Raw genomic sequence first — 17607 nt, 5'->3', positions numbered from 1 at the left:
GAAAACAAAAAGTGCCTTATCAAATTACCCTCGATTGACATTAACGCAATCCCTGCCATTATTCGCACACTTTCCCTTTTTCGAGCTATCTCAACGATCATGTCGGCGCTTTCACGTCCAGTAGTGCTTTTATTAAGTGGTCTACTGCTGTTAACGGTATGTATTGCTGTGCTGAATACTCAAATCCCACTATGGCTTTCCCACGCCTCTTGGTCGACCCTACAGATAGGATTGATCAGCTCGGCTTTTTTTACCGGTAATTTAACCGGAACATTGTTTGCGGGAAAATTGATTAATCGCCTTGGTTTTAACCGAAGTTATTATTTAGCGACTGCTCTTTTCGCCATTGCGACCTTAATGTTGGTATTCAGCCATGCATTTGAAACATGGGCATTTTGGCGATTTATTGCGGGTAATGGTTGTGCCTTACTTTGGGTCATCGTCGAGAGTGCTCTTCTTTGTGCCGGTACACTTTCAAGTCGCGGCGGTCTACTTGCTGCTTATATGATTGTTTACTACATGGGAACCGTGTTAGGTCAACTATTTATTAGCGCACTTCCTCTCTCTATGGCGACATTGATCCCTGCATTAGTCGCCCTAATGATGCTAGCGATCATTCCGTTATTATTTGTGGTGGTCAGTGCCGGTCAAGCAGAAGAGGCATTAGAAACGCCAAAACAACCCGGCGTAATGAAGATGTTCTTTCAACGTCAGTCACGGTTGGGGATCAACGGATGCATTATTTCTGGTGTGGTCTTGGGATCGCTCTATGGCCTGATGCCCTTGTATCTGTCGCATAAAGGCATGAGTGATAGTCATGTTGGTGACTGGATGGCACTATTAATCAGCGCGGGTATTATTGCCCAGTGGCCGTTAGGGAAACTGGCTGATCGCTATGGTCGGTTGTTGGTGTTACGTGTGCAGGTTTTTGTGGTCATCTTAGCGGCACTTTCCATGCTGATGAACGCTTCACTTGTCGCAGGCTTATTTATTCTTGGTAGTGCGGGTTTTACGCTCTATCCGATTGCAATGGCTTGGGCCTGCGAGAAAGTGGCGCACTCTGAGCTGATTCCGATGAATCAAGCCTTATTGCTCAGTTATACAGCAGGCAGTTTGGTAGGACCGGCTATAACGTCTTTACTCATGGAAACCTGGTCAGACAATATTCTTTTTGTGATGATTGCGACGGTTTCGTTTGTTTATCTAATGATGTTATTACGTAAAACCGATCAGCAGGCTAACCCTATTGCCCATGCATAAAAAAAGGCCTCGATTGAGGCCTTTCCCACTTAATTAGCCTTGTGCATGCTGGCGCTTAGCCACTTGTAACTTTTCGTAGGCCGCTAATAAAGATTGATGCGCCGGGAAGGCTTTTAGTTCAGCATCTACGATTTGTAGGCCATAGAATGGTGCCTCACCACTGACGGCAGCAGAAGCAGCTTCCACTGTCTCGACGCCATACATTTTGTTAAAGGCGTTCAGATAGTCAACAGGTTGACGCTCATCTTCCAGTGCGAGTAACAACAATGTCTGTAAGCAGCGATAGTAGTTAGCACGCTCAGCACTGAATACTGAACCATTAAACTCAATAGTCCATTCAGCCCAAGTTAAGGCTTGGTCAATATCCCCCCCTGCCAGAGCAAGCATCGATTTTAACTCGCCAACGCGTAAGGTAGACCAACCGTTATCTTTTCCTGTTGCAATACCCAGCAGCTCACGCACACGGGTAAAGTCATCTAAACCATGATCATCCAGCGTAGAGATTAACGCCAGATACTCCTCCGGTTCCCACTCTGAGCCGGGTAATGACAGAATGATTTCGCGTAAATCAGCGCCCATATTATTATTGGCTAATAACAGGTCTTCGGCAGGATAAATATCTGACATTCCCGGCACGATAATACGGCAGGCATACACGCCTAAATGCTCATAGTCAGCAATATAGACCTCTTGCTGGTCGTGTTGGAAAATAGCCATTAACGTCGCGAATTCTTGCTCGGTCGTGCCTGAGAACGACCAATCGACGAAAGGATAATCTGCACCCTCTTTGAACATATCCCAAGAAATTAGGCCACTTGAATCGATAAAGTGGGTTTCGAGATTCGTGTGTTCAGCTACTTCTTCATCGTCGAACGTGGGAGGAGTGAAGACATCCAAATCTTTTAATCCACGGCCTTGTAGCAATTCGGTGACCGTACGCTCCAGAGCGACACCGAAATCTGGGTGGGCGCCAAAGGAAGCGAAACAGGTACCATTGCTAGGGTTGAATAATACGACGCAGATGACGGGGTACTTGCCCCCGAGCGAGGCGTCGTAAGACAGAATCGGGAAGCCTTCTGCTTCTAAACGGGCGATAGCTTCGGTAACGCTAGGGTAGCGAGCTAATACGTCAGCCGGTATTTCCGGCAGGCTAATCGATTCGGCGATAATTTTATTTTTAACGTAACGCTCAAAGACTTCGGACAATCCTTGAACTCGCGCTTCATTGGCGGTATTCCCAGCAGACATCCCGTTAGACACATACAGATTACCGATGATATTCATTGGAATATAGACGGTCTGTAAATCAGACTGGCGGACAAAAGGGAGGGCACAGATACCACGTTCATAATTACCTGACTGCAGGTCGATCAGGTCAGATCCGCTCAGTTCATTTTCAGGATCGTAAAACGCCCGCAGCTTAGGATCGAGAATACCTTCAGGCAGCGAGTCATCGTCTGTAAGTGGAAACCATTTCTCGTTCGGGTAATGAACAAAAGGACTGTTAGCGATTTTTTCACCTAACCAAAAATCGGCGAAGAAGTAGTTAGTCGATAAACGTTCAAAATATTCACCGAGTGCCGACGCTAAAGCGGCTTTTTGAGTCGCTCCTTTACCATTGGTAAAGCAGAGTGCGCAATCTTTATCGCGGACATGCACAGACCAAACATTAGGGACAGGGTTAAGCCATGAGGCTTCTTCGATAGTAAAGCCGAGCTGCTGAAGTTTATCTTGAAAACGGCTAATAGAATCTTCAAGGGCGGCATCTTTGCCGGGGATAAAGGTCTGCGTCATGGTGGCGCTCTCTGGTTAATCAAGAAATGATGGCCTCTATCATACGTTTTTTCACTGTCAGCGGCTATCGTTGTGCGGGGATTTGCAGCAATCTTTATTATTGAAGAGATTATTTATTGCAGCAATATTCTGGCAGTGATAAAACCGATACCTTAGCGCAAATGATTCGACAGAATAATAAAGGGTGAAGGTCAATGACGCAGGTGTTCAATTTTAGTTCCGGTCCCGCTATGTTACCAAAAGCAGTGTTAGAACAAGTTCAAGCTGAGCTGCTTGACTGGCAGGGGCTAGGGACCTCAGTGATGGAAATCAGCCATCGTAGTAAAGAGTTTATTGCGGTTGCCGAGACCGCAGAACAAGACCTCCGCGATTTGCTGGCAATTCCTGCTCACTACAAAGTCCTATTTTGTCAGGGCGGCGCACGGGCCCAATTCGCAGCGATTCCTGCTAACCTGCTCGGATCAGCAAAACATGCGGATTATATCGACGGTGGCTATTGGGCACACAGTGCTATCAATGAGGCGCAGAAATTCTGTACGCCTAATGTCATTGATATAAAAACGACCGAAAATGGTAAGGTCGCGCTGTTACCGATGAATCAGTGGCAACTTAACGATAATGCAGCCTATGTGCATTATTGCCCGAATGAGACGATTGACGGCACGGCGATTGATGAAGAACCTGATTTCGGTGATCGTGTCGTGGTTGCTGATCTCTCTTCAACTATCCTTTCTCGCCCTTTAGACATCAACCGTTACGGTGTGATCTATGCAGGAGCGCAAAAAAATATCGGCCCTGCTGGATTAACCTTGGTCATTGTGCGTGAAGATCTCTTAGGAAAAACCCTGCAACAATTCCCATCGGTCTTAGATTTCAAAACGCTAGCAGACAACGATTCAATGTTTAATACGCCACCGACCTTTGCTTGGTATTTATCTGGTTTAGTCTTTAAATGGTTGAAAGCGCAAGGTGGAATTGCCGCAATGGCTAAGCATAACCAAGCGAAAGCAGACCTGCTGTATAGCACTATTGATAATAGCGATTTCTATCGTAATACTGTTTTGGAACGTAACCGTTCTAAAATGAATGTTCCATTCCAACTGACGGATGACAAACTCGATAAATTATTTTTAGACGAGTCTGTAGCAGCCGGCCTTCATGCATTAAAAGGCCACCGCGTGGTGGGAGGAATGCGTGCTTCGATTTATAACGCAATGCCACTCGAAGGCGTACAAGCATTAACCAACTTCATGCAAGACTTCGCTAAGCGACACGGTTAATAGTTAACTTTTTCACTTTCCCCCTTACAGGGGGAAAGTCGTTATATGAGTAATGTAATGCAATCTCTGACTCTACAACCTATCTCTCGCATCGAGGGAACGGTAAATTTACCGGGTTCTAAAAGCGTGTCCAACCGCGCATTGTTACTAGCCGCGATGGCGAAAGGAACCACTCGTCTCACTAATTTGCTCGATAGCGATGATATACGGCATATGCTGAATGCGCTGAGTGCATTGGGTATTGACTATACGCTCTCCGCCGATCGTACAGAATGTACTGTGACAGGTATCGCAGGCCCACTGCAAACCCCAGAACAGTTGGAAATTTTTCTGGGTAATGCTGGCACGGCAATTCGTCCACTGACAGCGGCACTTTGTTTAGCCGATAACAACATTGTGCTAACGGGCGAGCCCAGAATGAAAGAAAGGCCGATTGGTCACTTGGTAGATGCGTTACGTGAAGGCGGGGCGAAAATCACTTACCTAGAAAATGAACACTACCCACCGATCCGTTTACAAGGGGGCTTTAGTGGCGGAACACTACGTGTAGATGGTTCAGTTTCTAGTCAATTTTTAACCGCATTACTGATGGCTGCTCCTTTAACACAAGGTGAAACGGTGATCGATATTAAAGGTGAGCTCGTGTCCAAACCTTATATCGATATTACCCTTAATCTGATGGCGACGTTTGGGGTTTCGGTGGATAACCAAAATTATCAACGCTTCGTTATTCAAGGACAACAACACTACCAAGCACCCGGTGAATTTTTGGTGGAGGGCGATGCCTCCTCAGCCTCTTACTTTTTAGCTGCCGCTGCGATTCGTGGTGGAACGGTGAAAGTGACAGGAATCGGACGCAAGAGTGTTCAAGGTGACGTGCGTTTTGCGGATGTACTCGAAAAAATGGGCGCGCAGGTCGAATGGGGTGATGATTTTATTGCCTGCACCGGAGCGCCGCTGCAAGCGGTTACGATGGACATGAACCATATTCCTGATGCGGCGATGACCATTGCTACCACAGCCTTATTTGCAAAAGGCACGACAACCATGACCAATATTTATAATTGGCGGGTGAAGGAAACTGATCGTCTATTTGCGATGGCGACTGAGTTACGTAAAGTCGGTGCAGAAGTGATCGAAGGTGAGGATTACATCACTATCACGCCCCCTGACCAGCTAATTCATGCTGAAATCGAGACTTATAATGACCATCGTATGGCGATGTGTTTCTCACTGGTCGCACTGTCTGACACGCCGGTCACTATCCTCGACCCGGGATGTACGGCGAAAACCTTTCCCGACTATTTTGAACGACTTATGTCGATCAGCCAGCATTGATAATAACTATTATAGCGAGCGCTCAAGCTCGCTTTTTTTATACTTACAGGGGATGAGGTAACAATGCAACGCAAAATTCTATCCATATCAATCATGGCATTATTAGGATTAGGTGCGGTGAGTACCACTCAAGCAGCTGTAGTACCGGCTGGAACAATACTTGCTAATCAGCAACAGGTGACCCGAAATAATGGTTCTGATCCGGCAACCCTTGACCCACAACTGGCAGAAAGTAACGACGCCTTCAATATTATCCTCGACAGTTTCGTAGGCGCTGTAGCCCTAGACAGCGAAGGGAAGGTTCATCCAGAGTTAGCCGAAAAGTGGGATAACCAAGATAATAAAGTTTGGACCTTCCATTTACGTCCGGGGATTACTTGGTCGAACGGACAACCTATTACGGCACAAGATTTTGTCTATAGCTGGCAACGATTAGCGGATCCGAAAACAGCGTCACCTTACCAATCTTACATCAGTGCAATTCATATTCTTAATGGTGATGCGGTGATGAATGGGAAGCTTCCCCCTTCAGCCTTAGGGGTTAAAGCGTTAGATGCGCAAACCTTCCAAGTAACGCTCTCTCAGCCCGTTTCGTGGTTTCTGCAAGCCGCGGCATCGCCAAGCTTCTACCCGGTGAATCAACAGAATGTCGAAAAATTTGGTGAGAAATGGACGCAGCCTGCCAATATTGTTGTCAGTGGGGCTTTCAAACCGAGTAAATGGGTGATCAACGAACGTTTTGTGTCCGAACGTAACCCGCACTACTGGAATAATGCGAGCACGGTTATCAACAAGGTCACTTACTTACCTATCGTTGAACCTTCCGCTACGTTAAACCGCTATCAGAGTGGTGAAATTGATATAACAGACACAATACCTACGGTTAACTTTGCACAAATCAAGAAAACGATTCCTGATCAAATTAAACAAACGCCGCTACTGGGCGTCTACGAATATTGGTTTAATCTCAATAAACCGCCATTTAATGACCAACGTGTGCGTATGGCGCTGAATTTGGCCGTCGACAAATCGGTGATCACCGATAAAGTCTTAGGCATGGGACAAGAACCGGCCTGGACTTTAATGCCGTTACATATTGGCGGAGAAACCTACCAGCCAACTGAAATTGCACAATGGACCCCGGCACAACGTATTGCGCAAGCGAAAAAATTACTGGCCGAAGCGGGTTTTAGCGCAGACAAGCCGCTGAAGGCAGAGTTGTTGTATAACACACAGCAAGATCACCAAAAAATAGCTATCGCCCTAAGCTCTATGTGGAAAAAGAATTTAGGCGCGCAGATCACCCTACGTAATCAAGAGTGGAAAACATTGATCCAAACGCAACATAATGGTGATTTTCAACTTATTCGCCAATCTTGGCTCGCCGATTATGATGCGCCACCGACGTTCCTGAATAACTTTATGACAGGGGATACGCAAAATGATGGTAAATACAGCAATCCCAACTACGATCGTCTAGTGAATGACGCGGCCGAGCAGACCGAACCACAAAAAGCGAAAGCAGATTACCAGCAAGCGCTCGATATTCTCAGCAATGATGTACCGGCAATTCCCCTTTATTATTATGTACAGAATATTTTAGTGAAACCTTGGGTGGGGGGCGTTTTCGTCAGCCGCTTAGGATTTTATAAGACACAAGATATGTATATTCGTCAGCATTAATCACAAAGGCCATGTGTCGTCGACACATGGCCTTAATGGTTACTCTTTATCTTCGCCTATATAACGTGTTTTGGCATCTTCCGCATCTTCGCGGGTACCATGCTGGCTGATGAGGGTATCTTCATAAGGATGGTCGGCTCTTAATTCATAATGCCCAATCTTACCGTCACCCTTGCCATCAGAAATCTCAACAATCCATGCTTTACGGGGATAGGGGGGATGACCTGCCATAACTCGCCTCCAAAATAGCTAACTCAGTGGTTGTGGTTAATCATTTACTTCATCAAGTGTAGACAAGGTCATACGTTGTGCAAGTCAGTGCCATGCAGCGAGTAGTAACGATCCGTCTGGGAATGAGGTATACTCACCGGATTTTGTTGCCAAGTAGCAAGGAGTTGGAGATGGCTACCATTCCAGTCATTACAGTTGATGGGCCAAGCGGTGCGGGGAAAGGCACGCTATGTAAAGCGTTAGCGAAAGCGCTGAACTGGCATTTATTGGACTCGGGAGCAATTTATCGCGTCCTCGCTTTAGCTGCTTTGCACCATCAAGTCGATATTACGCAAGAAGAGGCATTAGTGCCGCTTGCCGCGCACTTAGATGTTAAATTTAGGGTAGAACAGTTTCACACTCAAGTTATCTTAGAAGGTGAAGAGGTGACTGCGGCTATCCGCACACAAGACGTCAGTAACACGGCATCAAAGGTTGCCGCATTTCCTCGGGTACGAGAAGCGTTATTACGTAGACAGCGTAATTTCCGTGAATTACCGGGGTTGATTGCCGATGGGCGAGATATGGGAACGGTCGTTTTTCCGGATGCACCCGTCAAAATTTTCCTCGATGCGAGTGCTGAAGAGCGTGCAGAGCGTCGCCGTCAGCAGTTGCAGCAAGCCGGTGTAGATGTTAACTTTGAGCGCCTTTTAGCAGAGACGATCGAACGTGATGAACGCGATCGTAATCGTGCCGTTGCGCCTTTAGTGCCGGCAGATGATGCCTTAGTTATTGATTCTACTGGAATTAATATCGAAAAAGTGACCGAGATAGCCGTAGAATATATTCGCAAAAAATTGCCTAACTTCGGCGTATAATTGTGCTAAAATAAACAGAATGCTGTAGCTTCATTCCATGGATGGTGTGAAGAATGTTAAACAACCCCATTAGACATGAGGTCCAATGGACGTTAAATTGAAGAATCCTAAGATTATCAATATGACTGAATCTTTTGCTCAACTATTTGAAGAATCCCTGAAAGAAATCGAAACCCGTCCGGGTTCCATCGTTCGTGGCGTTGTTGTCTCTATCGACAAAGACGTTGTCCTAGTTGATGCGGGCCTGAAATCTGAATCTGCAATTCCTGCAGAGCAATTCAAAAACGCAGCTGGCGAACTGGAAATCCAGGTAGGCGACGAAGTTGATGTTGCGCTGGACGCAGTAGAAGACGGCTTCGGTGAAACCCTGCTGTCCCGTGAGAAAGCTAAGCGTCACGAAGCTTGGATCACGCTGGAAAAAGCTTACGAAGATGCTGAAACTGTTACCGGTGTTATCAACGGCAAAGTCAAGGGCGGCTTCACTGTTGAGCTGAACGGAATTCGTGCGTTCCTACCAGGTTCACTGGTTGACGTACGTCCAGTTCGCGACACTCTGCACCTCGAAGGCAAAGAGTTAGAATTTAAAGTCATCAAGCTGGATCAGAAACGTAACAACGTCGTGGTTTCTCGCCGCGCGGTGATCGAGTCTGAAAACAGCGCTGAACGTGATCAATTGCTGGAAAACCTGCAAGAAGGCATGGAAGTTAAAGGTATCGTTAAGAACCTGACTGACTACGGTGCATTCGTTGATCTGGGCGGCGTTGACGGCTTACTGCACATCACTGATATGGCTTGGAAGCGCGTTAAGCACCCAAGCGAGATCGTGAATGTCGGTGACGAAATCAATGTTAAAGTCCTGAAGTTTGACCGTGAGCGCACTCGCGTATCATTAGGTCTGAAACAACTGGGCGAAGATCCATGGGTTGCTATCGCTAAACGTTACCCAGAAAGCACCAAGCTGACAGGTCGTGTGACTAACCTGACTGATTACGGCTGCTTCGTAGAAATCGAAGAAGGCGTTGAAGGTCTGGTACACGTTTCTGAAATGGATTGGACCAACAAAAACATCCACCCATCTAAAGTTGTTAACGTAGGTGATGTGGTTGAAGTTATGGTTCTGGACATTGACGAAGAGCGTCGTCGTATTTCCCTGGGTCTGAAGCAATGTAAATCTAACCCGTGGCAGCACTTCGCAGAAACTCACAACAAAGGCGATCGCGTTGAAGGTAAAATCAAGTCAATCACTGACTTTGGTATCTTCATCGGTCTTGACGGTGGAATCGATGGTCTGGTTCACCTGTCTGACATTTCTTGGAACGCAACTGGCGAAGAAGCCGTTCGTGAATACAAGAAAGGCGACGAAATTGCTGCAGTAGTTCTGCAAGTTGATGCTGAGCGTGAGCGTATCTCTTTAGGCGTGAAACAACTGGCTGAAGATCCATTCAACAACTACGTTGCGGTAAACAAGAAAGGCGTTATCGTTAACGGTAAAGTGACTGCAGTCGACGCTAAAGGCGCAACTGTTGAGCTGGCTGATGGTGTTGAAGGTTACTTACGCGCTTCAGAAGCTTCACGTGACCGCGTTGAAGATGCAACTCTGGTTCTGAATGTTGGTGATGACGTTGAAGCGAAATTCACCGGTGTTGATCGTAAAAACCGTGTTGTAACTCTGTCTGTACGTGCTAAAGACGAAGCTGATGAGAAAGATGCTGTTGCTGCTGTGAATAACAAGCAACAAGATGAAGGCAACTTCTCTAACGCAATGGCTGAAGCATTTAAAGCAGCTAAAGGCGAGTAATTGCCGAAAGGAGGGTGGTGACATCCTCCCAACTAGCCAAGGGTGTTTTCACTCTTGGCTTTTTTTAAAACTGTCTTTCTTTACAGGATATTCCCGGAGGATTAATGACTAAATCTGAACTGATTGAACGCCTCGCAGCCCAGCAGACTCAAATCCCTGCAAAAGCTGTTGAAGATGCTGTTAAAGAGATGCTGGAATATATGGCTTCGACCTTAGCGCAGGGAGACCGTATTGAAATACGTGGTTTTGGTAGTTTCTCTTTGCACTACCGTGCCCCACGTGTTGGCCGCAATCCGAAGACCGGCGAAAAAGTGGAGTTAGAGGGCAAGTATGTGCCGCACTTCAAACCCGGTAAAGAGCTTCGCGATAGAGCTAATCTTCCAGGCTAAAAGTACAGTTTTAAAAAAACGATATCTTAAGGTATCGTTTTTTCTTTGAGGCTGGCTCACAAATCGTAGTGAGTTGAGCTATGTACGTTATTCCGCGTTAAGCAGATTATCGTAACTTCTTAATTTTTCTCTTCTCATCATTTCTTGTTCGCGTAATTTCTCCTGCTTTAAGCGGAGAAACAATGCAACTTCTTCCTTATGCCCGACTGGTAATTTTTGCCTGCTTACCGTTACTCTTTTTATCTACACTTATCGATGTCGCCATTCTGTTAATTGGAATACCAGTCGCGATCTACCTTATCCGGGTGAAACAAACGTTTTTTCACTATCTTGGTGTGGTAATACTGCTTTGTGCCGTAAACCAACTTATCGCCCATGCTGCGCTTACCACAATGACACTATGGAGTGAGCGGCCGATTGTCGCTGTCGTAACAGTGAGTGAAGTACAGCCACTAATGGGGAGAATGAAACTCGCGCTTCAACAAGTGAATGGTCAGCTACAATTTCCAGTTTATGAAGCATGGATTTATCAGGAGGAGATCCACGCCTATTGCCCAGGACAGCGTTGGTTAATGGAATTAGCCTTACGGCCTGTACACAGTTTACTCAATGAAGGTGGCTATGACCGTCAGCGTAATGCGTTAGCAAAAGATACGCTCTTTTCAGGAAAAATCTTATCTAAAACGCCCATCACAACGCAGTGTTCATTTCGTTATCAGCTCGAGCAACTTTTTCAAAAAAACAGTGCTTCTTCACCTTGGCAGGGGTTATCACGCGCACTCGTCTTTGGGCTCCGTGACGGTATTTCCCCTTCAGTTAATCAACTTTTTCGCGAAACGGGGACTGGCCACCTTATGGCTATCTCAGGAATGCATATCGGTTTGGTTTTTTTACTCGTAAGCAGAACTATTAGTCTTGTACAGCCACTACTACCTATTGCCTTAGCTCGCCCCCTTGTCGCAGAAATAGGGGGATGGATAGCAAGCGGCTTTTATTGCTACCTTTCAGGGGGGCAACCTTCCGCAATGCGTGCCATTTTTGCCCTGACCTGTTGGTTAATCGCGAAACGCCACGCAATTAATTTTTCGGGTTTCCAAGTTCTTCTACTCTGTATAGCCGGTTTATTACTGATTAACCCATTGATGATATTGTCGGACAGCTTATGGTTATCCGCACTTGCGGTACTGGCTTTACTACTGTGGTACCGATGGTTTCCACTGCCCCCTAAATATCAACAGAGAAAAAGGTACGCACTTATCCGTCTACTGCATCTACAAATCGGCATAATGCTACTTTTACTTCCTGTCCAAGTTTTCTTTTTTAACGGGACTAGTCTGACCGCTCTCGGCGCGAACCTAGTGGCTATTCCCATTATTAGCCTAGGGGCATTACCGCTCTCCTTACTCCTGATGTTGCCGTGGCCTATATTGTTAAGTCGTGGACTACTGGGCATCCATGATGCGATGTACCAACTATTATTTGATGCATTAACCCTACAACGAGGCGGATGGTATGCACTAACAACGGCTCCTCTCTTTGTGTGTGGGGTATGGGGGGGATTACTCTTTATTCGTTTTTACTGGTGGCGGCAATTTCCGCTCAGCTTGGGAACAATACTGCTAACGGTAATAAGTTGGCGTACTCAGCCGTCAGATATCGTATGGCGTGTCGATATGCTGGATGTGGGGCATGGATTAGCCGTTATCATTAGTCAAGGTAAAGAGGGGGTAATTTACGACACAGGTAACCGCTGGCAAGAAGGGGATGCAGGTGAGCGTATTATCACCCCTTGGTTACAATCCCAGCAGATCGTTCCTATAACCGCCATTATTAGCCATCGTCATAGTGACCACATAGGCGGGTTAGAAAGTTTACAAAAGGTATGGCCAAATTTATCCGTGAAGACGGCATTCCCTTATCCTGGCGCACTCCCTTGTCAACGCGGGGAACAGTGGCAGTGGAAGGCGTTAACCTTTCGCGTGTTATTACCTGAAAAAATGGAGACCGCTGGGAAAAATAATGACTCTTGTGTGCTGTATATTAGCGACGGAAAACATCATTTGTTATTAACCGGTGATATAGAAAAAAAAGCCGAACAACGGTTAGTCGAATTAGAAAAATCAGGCCTACCTGTGAGTTGGCTACAAGTGCCTCATCATGGCAGCCGCACGTCTTCTACCTCATTATTTTTACGCAAATTTAACGCCGATGTGGCGTTAGCCTCGGTAGCACGATATAACGCGTGGCGTTTACCGGCCACACCGATTGTAAAACGTTATTACGATCACGGTATTTTTTGGATGGATACGGCACAAGCTGGGCAAATATCGATACGTGTCAGGACTCATCAAGTCGAGCTATTACAATTGCGTGATCAAATTTCACCTCGATGGTACCATCAATGGTTTGGTGTAAAACCGGATTACGGGTAAACTACCCGCCGATGTTAAAAAACGTGAAGAAATAATGCACTTAGATAAAGATCTCTCAACGTGGCAGACGTTTCGTCGCCTTTGGCCAATGATAGCCCCACATAAAGCAGGCCTCTGTATTGCTGCTGTCGCCCTTATTATCAATGCAGCGGGGGATACTTTAATGTTATCACTGCTTAAACCGTTACTAGATGACGGGTTTGGTAAGGCAGATAAATCGGTTCTACTGTGGATGCCATTAGCGGTAATAGGGCTTATGCTTATCCGTGGAGTCACCAGCTATGTTTCCAGTTACTGTATCTCATGGGTATCAGGGAATGTCGTCATGGGTATGCGCCGTAATCTCTTTTCTCATATGATGAGTATGCCGGTCTCTTTTTTCGATCAGCAATCAACCGGTACTCTACTATCAAGAATCACTTATGATTCCGAGCAAGTTGCTTCCTCATCGTCCAGTGCGTTGGTGACGGTAGTGAGAGAGGGGGCATCGATAATCGGCCTGTTTATCATGATGTTCTATTACAGTTGGCAATTATCGTTGATTTTGATCCTACTGGCCCCGATAGTCTCTTTCACTATCCGTCTCGTTTCTAAGCGTTTTCGTAATATTAGTAAAACGATGCAGAATACAATGGGTGAAGTGACGACTAGTGCGGAACAGATGTTAAAAGGCCACAAAGAAGTGTTGATTTTTGGTGGCCAAGAGATCGAATCCCAACGATTTGCTACGGTGAGTAATCGCATGCGTCAGCAGGGCATGAAATTAGTCAGTGCTTCGTCAATTTCTGATCCGATTATTCAATTAATTGCTTCATTAGCCTTAGCTTTTATTCTCTATGCCGCAAGTTTTCCTGCGGTAATGGATACGTTAACCGCTGGAACTATCACCGTCGTATTCTCATCGATGATAGCGCTAATGCGACCGTTAAAGTCGCTGACCAATGTTAATGCCCAATTCCAAAGAGGAATGGCGGCCTGCCAAACTCTATTTAGTATTCTTGATGCAGAGCAGGAAGTGGACGATGGTCAATACACGACCGAGCGGGCGCAAGGTGATATTGAATTTCGTGACGTGACCTTTACCTATCCTGGGCGCGAAACGCCGGCGCTAAAAAATATTAACTTGACCCTGCCTGCGGGTAAGACTGTTGCACTGGTCGGGCGCTCCGGTTCGGGTAAATCCACCCTTGCCAGCTTATTAACGCGTTTTTATGATATTCAATCAGGACAAATTTTGTTGGATGGTCATGAAATCACGGATTATAAACTGCAATCGTTACGTAATCAGGTCGCTTTGGTATCCCAAAATGTTCACTTATTTAACGATACGATTGCTAACAACATTGCATATGCACGTTCAGACCAATATAGCCGCCAAGATATTGAACAAGTCGCTAAAATGGCACATGCCATGGACTTTATCTCGCGCATGGAGAAAGGGCTAGATACCGTTATCGGTGAAAATGGCGTGTTATTGTCCGGGGGGCAACGCCAACGGATTGCGATAGCTCGTGCTCTGTTACGTGACTGTCCTATTTTGATCCTCGATGAAGCTACTTCAGCCTTGGATACGGAGTCTGAACGCGCAATTCAGTCTGCACTGGATGAATTACAACGTAACCGGACTTCGCTAGTCATTGCACACCGCTTATCGACCATCGAAAATGCAGATCTTATTGTTGTGGTCGAAGATGGACAAATCATTGAGCGCGGTACCCACCAAGAACTGTTAGCGCAGGCTGGTGCCTATGCTCAACTTCACCGTATACAGTTTGGACAATGATCAGTCGCTTGTGGAGTGGAGAGTCAGGATGGTGGCGAGCGTTATTGCCACTTTCTTGGCTTTATGGCGCAATAACTGCCAGCATTCGGCTTGCTTATCGCCTTGGTATCAAGAAAAGTTGGAAAGCCCCGATTCCTATAGTCGTGGTGGGGAATCTCACGGCAGGTGGAAATGGTAAAACGCCTGTTGTTATTTGGCTCGTGGAGCAGCTTCGACAACATGGAAGGGTGCCTGCGGTCGTTTCCCGCGGTTATGGAGGGCACGCATCGCAATATCCACTCTTACTTAATACTCAAACCTCTCCCCAACAGGCGGGTGACGAACCTGTTCTGATCTATCAGCGAACGGGCGTACCCGTTGCAGTTGCACCGAAGCGCAGCGAAGCGATTCAGTCTCTGCTCCGCACACACAAAGATATCGATATCGTGATTACCGATGATGGTTTGCAACACTATGCGTTACAGCGTGATGTTGAAATTGTCGTTATTGATGGTGAACGACGCTTTGGTAATGGCTGGTGGCTACCGGCAGGGCCAATGAGAGAGCGTGCATCACGGCTGCGTAAGGTTGATGCGGTGATCACTAATGGTGGGGTCGCACAAGCGGGTGAACTGGCGATGCAACTCATGCCGGGTAAGTTAGTCAATCTTGTTACTGGGCAATCTGTTCCCCTTGCACAGTTCACCGATAAACCTTCAGTCGCACTCGCAGGTATTGGACATCCCCCTCGTTTTTTTTCAACGCTTCGTGCTAACGGTATTCAACCTGTGGCCGAGTATGCATTTCAAGATCATCATGCTTATACTTCAGAAGAGTTAGCGGTACTCGCCAGCGGCGAACAACAGTTACTGATGACAGAAAAAGACGCGGTGAAATGCCAGCCTTTTGCCCAACATAATTGGTGGTATTTACCGGTCGAAGCACAATTGTCGCAGTCCGATACGCAAGCTTTACTGACTAAAATATTAGCTTTACTTCCGACTACTCAATAGGACAACGTCCTGGTAGTCGACGTCGTTTATTCATCTGGAGGTGTTATGGATCATCGTTTAGCAGCAATCGTCGCTTGCCCAGTTTGTCATGGTAAGCTTGACTACCAGCCGCAGACACAAGAATTAATTTGTAAGCTCGATGGGTTAGCCTTCCCTATTCAGGATGGCATCCCTGTGCTATTGGAAAATGAAGCGCGTAATTTAACTGTGGACGAGAATTAACCATGGGTTTTGTTGTTATTATCCCGGCTCGCTATGCTTCCTCTCGGTTACCGGGGAAACCGCTTGCTGATATTCATGGCAAGCCGATGATTATCCATGTGCTTAACCAAGCTCGGGCGGCAGGTGCCGACCGAGTTATTGTCGCGACTGACCATATGGACGTTGCTGCTGCGGTAACTGCCGCTGGCGGTGAAGTTTGTATGACCCGCATTGATCATCAATCGGGCACTGAGCGCCTAGCAGAAGTTATTGAAAAATACCGCTTTGATGACTCGACGATTATCGTGAACGTGCAGGGGGACGAACCACTAATACCCCCATTAATTATTAAGCAAGTTGCTGATAATCTTGCCAGTGCAGAATGTGGAATGGCGACTTTATCCGCTCCAATCACTGATGCGCACGAAGCCTTTAACCCGAATGCGGTAAAAGTGGTGACTGATAAACAGGGTTTTGCACTCTATTTTTCAAGAGCCACCATTCCGTGGGACCGTGATCGCTTTGCCCAATCTCAAGACGCGATTGGTGATCAGTTTCAGCGTCATCTTGGCATTTATGCCTATCGTGCCAGTTTTATCCGTCGCTATATCCGCTGGGAACCTTGTCCCTTAGAACAATGTGAATTGCTTGAGCAACTCCGTGTGCTATGGAACGGTGAAAAGATTCATGTTGCCCAAGCTACGGCAATACCTGCCGTTGGCGTGGATACGCCTGAAGATCTTGAAAGAGTCCGTGACGTATTACGATAACACCCGAACACAACGTTAGCCTTCTTAGTCTAGCGTTGTGTTACCCATTGCCATGCCCTTCCAAGACTCTCATACCATGCTCGTTCACTGTGTCCCAACCAAAAAGAGGAAGGCAATATTCGTTCCCAAAAGTTCAGAGGGGAATGAATAGCGAGTTGGTTAGCCGGAGCGGGGATTGGCGATAGTTGCTCTGCGGTAAAAAAGCGTATAGCCCGAGGTAAATGGTTAGCAGAGGTCACTAAAATAAAGGGCTTATTCCCAATAAGCTGCCTAACTGCTAGCGCTTCTTGATGAGTATCACGAGGTGACGTTAACGTAATGAGCTTATCTTTTGGAACACCGAGTGTTTGTGCCACTTCTGCGGCAACACTGGCACTACTGCGGGAATTATCACTCGCTGCTGCACCGGTAAAAATAAGTTCTGCCGTTGGGTTCATCCGCCATTGCCGTACACCTTCAGCGACTCTCGGTAAACTATTGCCTAACAGGTTAGAACTCGGTGCCCATTCTGGATTGTAGGTATAACCGCCGCCGAGCACGACAATCGCCGCAACCCTCGGGGGATGATTCAGTGTCGGATACTGATTCTCAAAGGGAGTAAGTAGGCCATCTGCCACCGGTTGTAAACTCAGTAGTAGCAGGAGTCCCCATCCGCCAGTGAGGAGGATTTTTGCTAGACGTTGTCGATGACTACACCATAACAATAAAAGCCCAATACCGAGAATAATCAGTGATAGAGGGAGCGGCAGTAGTAGGCCACCTATTATTTTTTTTAATGTAAATAGCATAATACCTACCG

The 17607-nt window shown here is 46.6% G+C and carries 15 protein-coding genes; 12 read left to right on the top strand and 3 right to left on the bottom strand.

Annotated features, from left to right (window positions below; all coding sequences use genetic code 11):
* The first annotated feature begins 99 nt into the window (after positions 1-99).
* Entirely contained in the window at positions 100-1260 is a 1161-nt protein-coding gene (locus HGT73_RS06110; protein ID WP_214212930.1) for an MFS transporter, read from the top strand.
* A gap of 33 nt (positions 1261-1293) precedes the next feature.
* Here the strand turns inward: HGT73_RS06110 and ycaO are convergent, their stop codons facing one another.
* Positions 1294-3054: a 30S ribosomal protein S12 methylthiotransferase accessory factor YcaO gene (gene ycaO / locus HGT73_RS06105; RefSeq protein WP_214212784.1), complete on the bottom strand. Its 1761-nt coding sequence runs from the start codon at positions 3052-3054 to the stop codon at positions 1294-1296.
* A gap of 194 nt (positions 3055-3248) precedes the next feature.
* On the opposite strand from ycaO, the gene serC reads away from it, so the two are divergent.
* The 3 genes from serC to HGT73_RS06090 all read left to right on the top strand — a co-directional run bounded on the left by serC (position 3249) and on the right by HGT73_RS06090 (position 7355).
* Positions 3249-4334: a 3-phosphoserine/phosphohydroxythreonine transaminase gene (serC, locus tag HGT73_RS06100; RefSeq protein WP_214212783.1), complete on the top strand. Its 1086-nt coding sequence runs from the start codon at positions 3249-3251 to the stop codon at positions 4332-4334.
* A 57-nt stretch (positions 4335-4391) separates the two neighbouring features.
* Positions 4392-5672, top strand: a complete 1281-nt coding sequence (gene aroA / locus HGT73_RS06095) for a 3-phosphoshikimate 1-carboxyvinyltransferase (protein WP_214212928.1) — start codon at positions 4392-4394, stop codon at positions 5670-5672.
* A 63-nt stretch (positions 5673-5735) separates the two neighbouring features.
* On the top strand, positions 5736-7355 hold the full coding sequence (locus HGT73_RS06090; protein ID WP_214212782.1) for a peptide ABC transporter substrate-binding protein: 1620 nt from the start codon (positions 5736-5738) through the stop codon (positions 7353-7355).
* A 39-nt stretch (positions 7356-7394) separates the two neighbouring features.
* On the opposite strand, the gene HGT73_RS06085 is transcribed toward HGT73_RS06090, so the two are convergent.
* Positions 7395-7586: a YaiA family protein gene (locus HGT73_RS06085; RefSeq protein ID WP_214212781.1), complete on the bottom strand. Its 192-nt coding sequence runs from the start codon at positions 7584-7586 to the stop codon at positions 7395-7397.
* Between the two features lie 170 nt (positions 7587-7756).
* On the opposite strand from HGT73_RS06085, the gene cmk reads away from it, so the two are divergent.
* The 8 genes from cmk to kdsB all read left to right on the top strand — a co-directional run bounded on the left by cmk (position 7757) and on the right by kdsB (position 16808).
* Positions 7757-8443, top strand: coding sequence for a (d)CMP kinase (gene cmk, locus HGT73_RS06080; RefSeq protein WP_214212780.1), 687 nt, complete (start codon positions 7757-7759; stop codon positions 8441-8443).
* 121 nt (positions 8444-8564) lie between these two features.
* Positions 8565-10241: a 30S ribosomal protein S1 gene (gene rpsA, locus HGT73_RS06075; RefSeq protein WP_214212926.1), complete on the top strand. Its 1677-nt coding sequence runs from the start codon at positions 8565-8567 to the stop codon at positions 10239-10241.
* Positions 10242-10345: 104 nt separating this feature from the next.
* On the top strand, positions 10346-10630 hold the full coding sequence (ihfB, locus tag HGT73_RS06070) for an integration host factor subunit beta (protein ID WP_214212779.1): 285 nt from the start codon (positions 10346-10348) through the stop codon (positions 10628-10630).
* Positions 10631-10812: 182 nt separating this feature from the next.
* Positions 10813-13062, top strand: coding sequence for a DNA internalization-related competence protein ComEC/Rec2 (locus tag HGT73_RS06065; protein WP_214212778.1), 2250 nt, complete (start codon positions 10813-10815; stop codon positions 13060-13062).
* A gap of 34 nt (positions 13063-13096) precedes the next feature.
* On the top strand, positions 13097-14845 hold the full coding sequence (msbA, locus tag HGT73_RS06060) for a lipid A ABC transporter ATP-binding protein/permease MsbA (RefSeq protein ID WP_214212777.1): 1749 nt from the start codon (positions 13097-13099) through the stop codon (positions 14843-14845).
* Positions 14842-15837, top strand: a complete 996-nt coding sequence (gene lpxK / locus HGT73_RS06055) for a tetraacyldisaccharide 4'-kinase (protein ID WP_214212776.1) — start codon at positions 14842-14844, stop codon at positions 15835-15837. The genes msbA and lpxK overlap by 4 nt, the downstream gene beginning before the upstream one ends.
* A gap of 45 nt (positions 15838-15882) precedes the next feature.
* Positions 15883-16059 (top strand): Trm112 family protein, encoded by a 177-nt coding sequence (locus tag HGT73_RS06050; protein ID WP_214212775.1) that lies wholly within the window; start codon positions 15883-15885, stop codon positions 16057-16059.
* 2 nt (positions 16060-16061) lie between these two features.
* Positions 16062-16808, top strand: coding sequence for a 3-deoxy-manno-octulosonate cytidylyltransferase (gene kdsB, locus HGT73_RS06045; RefSeq protein WP_214212774.1), 747 nt, complete (start codon positions 16062-16064; stop codon positions 16806-16808).
* A gap of 29 nt (positions 16809-16837) precedes the next feature.
* On the opposite strand, the gene elyC is transcribed toward kdsB, so the two are convergent.
* Complete coding sequence (gene elyC, locus HGT73_RS06040) at positions 16838-17596, bottom strand: envelope biogenesis factor ElyC (protein ID WP_214212773.1); 759 nt, start codon at positions 17594-17596, stop codon at positions 16838-16840.
* Positions 17597-17607 lie beyond the last annotated feature (11 nt).

Origin of the sequence: Rosenbergiella australiborealis (genome assembly GCF_018494035.1) — a bacterium.
Lineage (GTDB): Bacteria > Pseudomonadota > Gammaproteobacteria > Enterobacterales > Enterobacteriaceae > Rosenbergiella > Rosenbergiella australiborealis.
This window is presented reverse-complemented; position numbering and strand designations above follow the sequence as displayed.

Bases quoted from the DNA above. Each gene is read 5' to 3' on its own strand.
- HGT73_RS06110 (WP_214212930.1), top strand. From the start codon at position 100: ATGTCGGCGCTTTCACGTCCAGTAGTGCTTTTATTAAGTGGTCTACTG.
- HGT73_RS06085 (WP_214212781.1), bottom strand. From the start codon at position 7,586: ATGGCAGGTCATCCCCCCTATCCCCGTAAAGCATGGATTGTTGAGATT.
- msbA (WP_214212777.1), top strand. From the start codon at position 13,097: ATGCACTTAGATAAAGATCTCTCAACGTGGCAGACGTTTCGTCGCCTT.
- rpsA (WP_214212926.1), top strand. From the start codon at position 8,565: ATGACTGAATCTTTTGCTCAACTATTTGAAGAATCCCTGAAAGAAATC.
- kdsB (WP_214212774.1), top strand. From the start codon at position 16,062: ATGGGTTTTGTTGTTATTATCCCGGCTCGCTATGCTTCCTCTCGGTTA.
- aroA (WP_214212928.1), top strand. From the start codon at position 4,392: ATGCAATCTCTGACTCTACAACCTATCTCTCGCATCGAGGGAACGGTA.
- HGT73_RS06065 (WP_214212778.1), top strand. From the start codon at position 10,813: ATGCAACTTCTTCCTTATGCCCGACTGGTAATTTTTGCCTGCTTACCG.
- ycaO (WP_214212784.1), bottom strand. From the start codon at position 3,054: ATGACGCAGACCTTTATCCCCGGCAAAGATGCCGCCCTTGAAGATTCT.
- cmk (WP_214212780.1), top strand. From the start codon at position 7,757: ATGGCTACCATTCCAGTCATTACAGTTGATGGGCCAAGCGGTGCGGGG.
- elyC (WP_214212773.1), bottom strand. From the start codon at position 17,596: ATGCTATTTACATTAAAAAAAATAATAGGTGGCCTACTACTGCCGCTC.
- lpxK (WP_214212776.1), top strand. From the start codon at position 14,842: ATGATCAGTCGCTTGTGGAGTGGAGAGTCAGGATGGTGGCGAGCGTTA.
- serC (WP_214212783.1), top strand. From the start codon at position 3,249: ATGACGCAGGTGTTCAATTTTAGTTCCGGTCCCGCTATGTTACCAAAA.
- HGT73_RS06050 (WP_214212775.1), top strand. From the start codon at position 15,883: ATGGATCATCGTTTAGCAGCAATCGTCGCTTGCCCAGTTTGTCATGGT.
- ihfB (WP_214212779.1), top strand. From the start codon at position 10,346: ATGACTAAATCTGAACTGATTGAACGCCTCGCAGCCCAGCAGACTCAA.
- HGT73_RS06090 (WP_214212782.1), top strand. From the start codon at position 5,736: ATGCAACGCAAAATTCTATCCATATCAATCATGGCATTATTAGGATTA.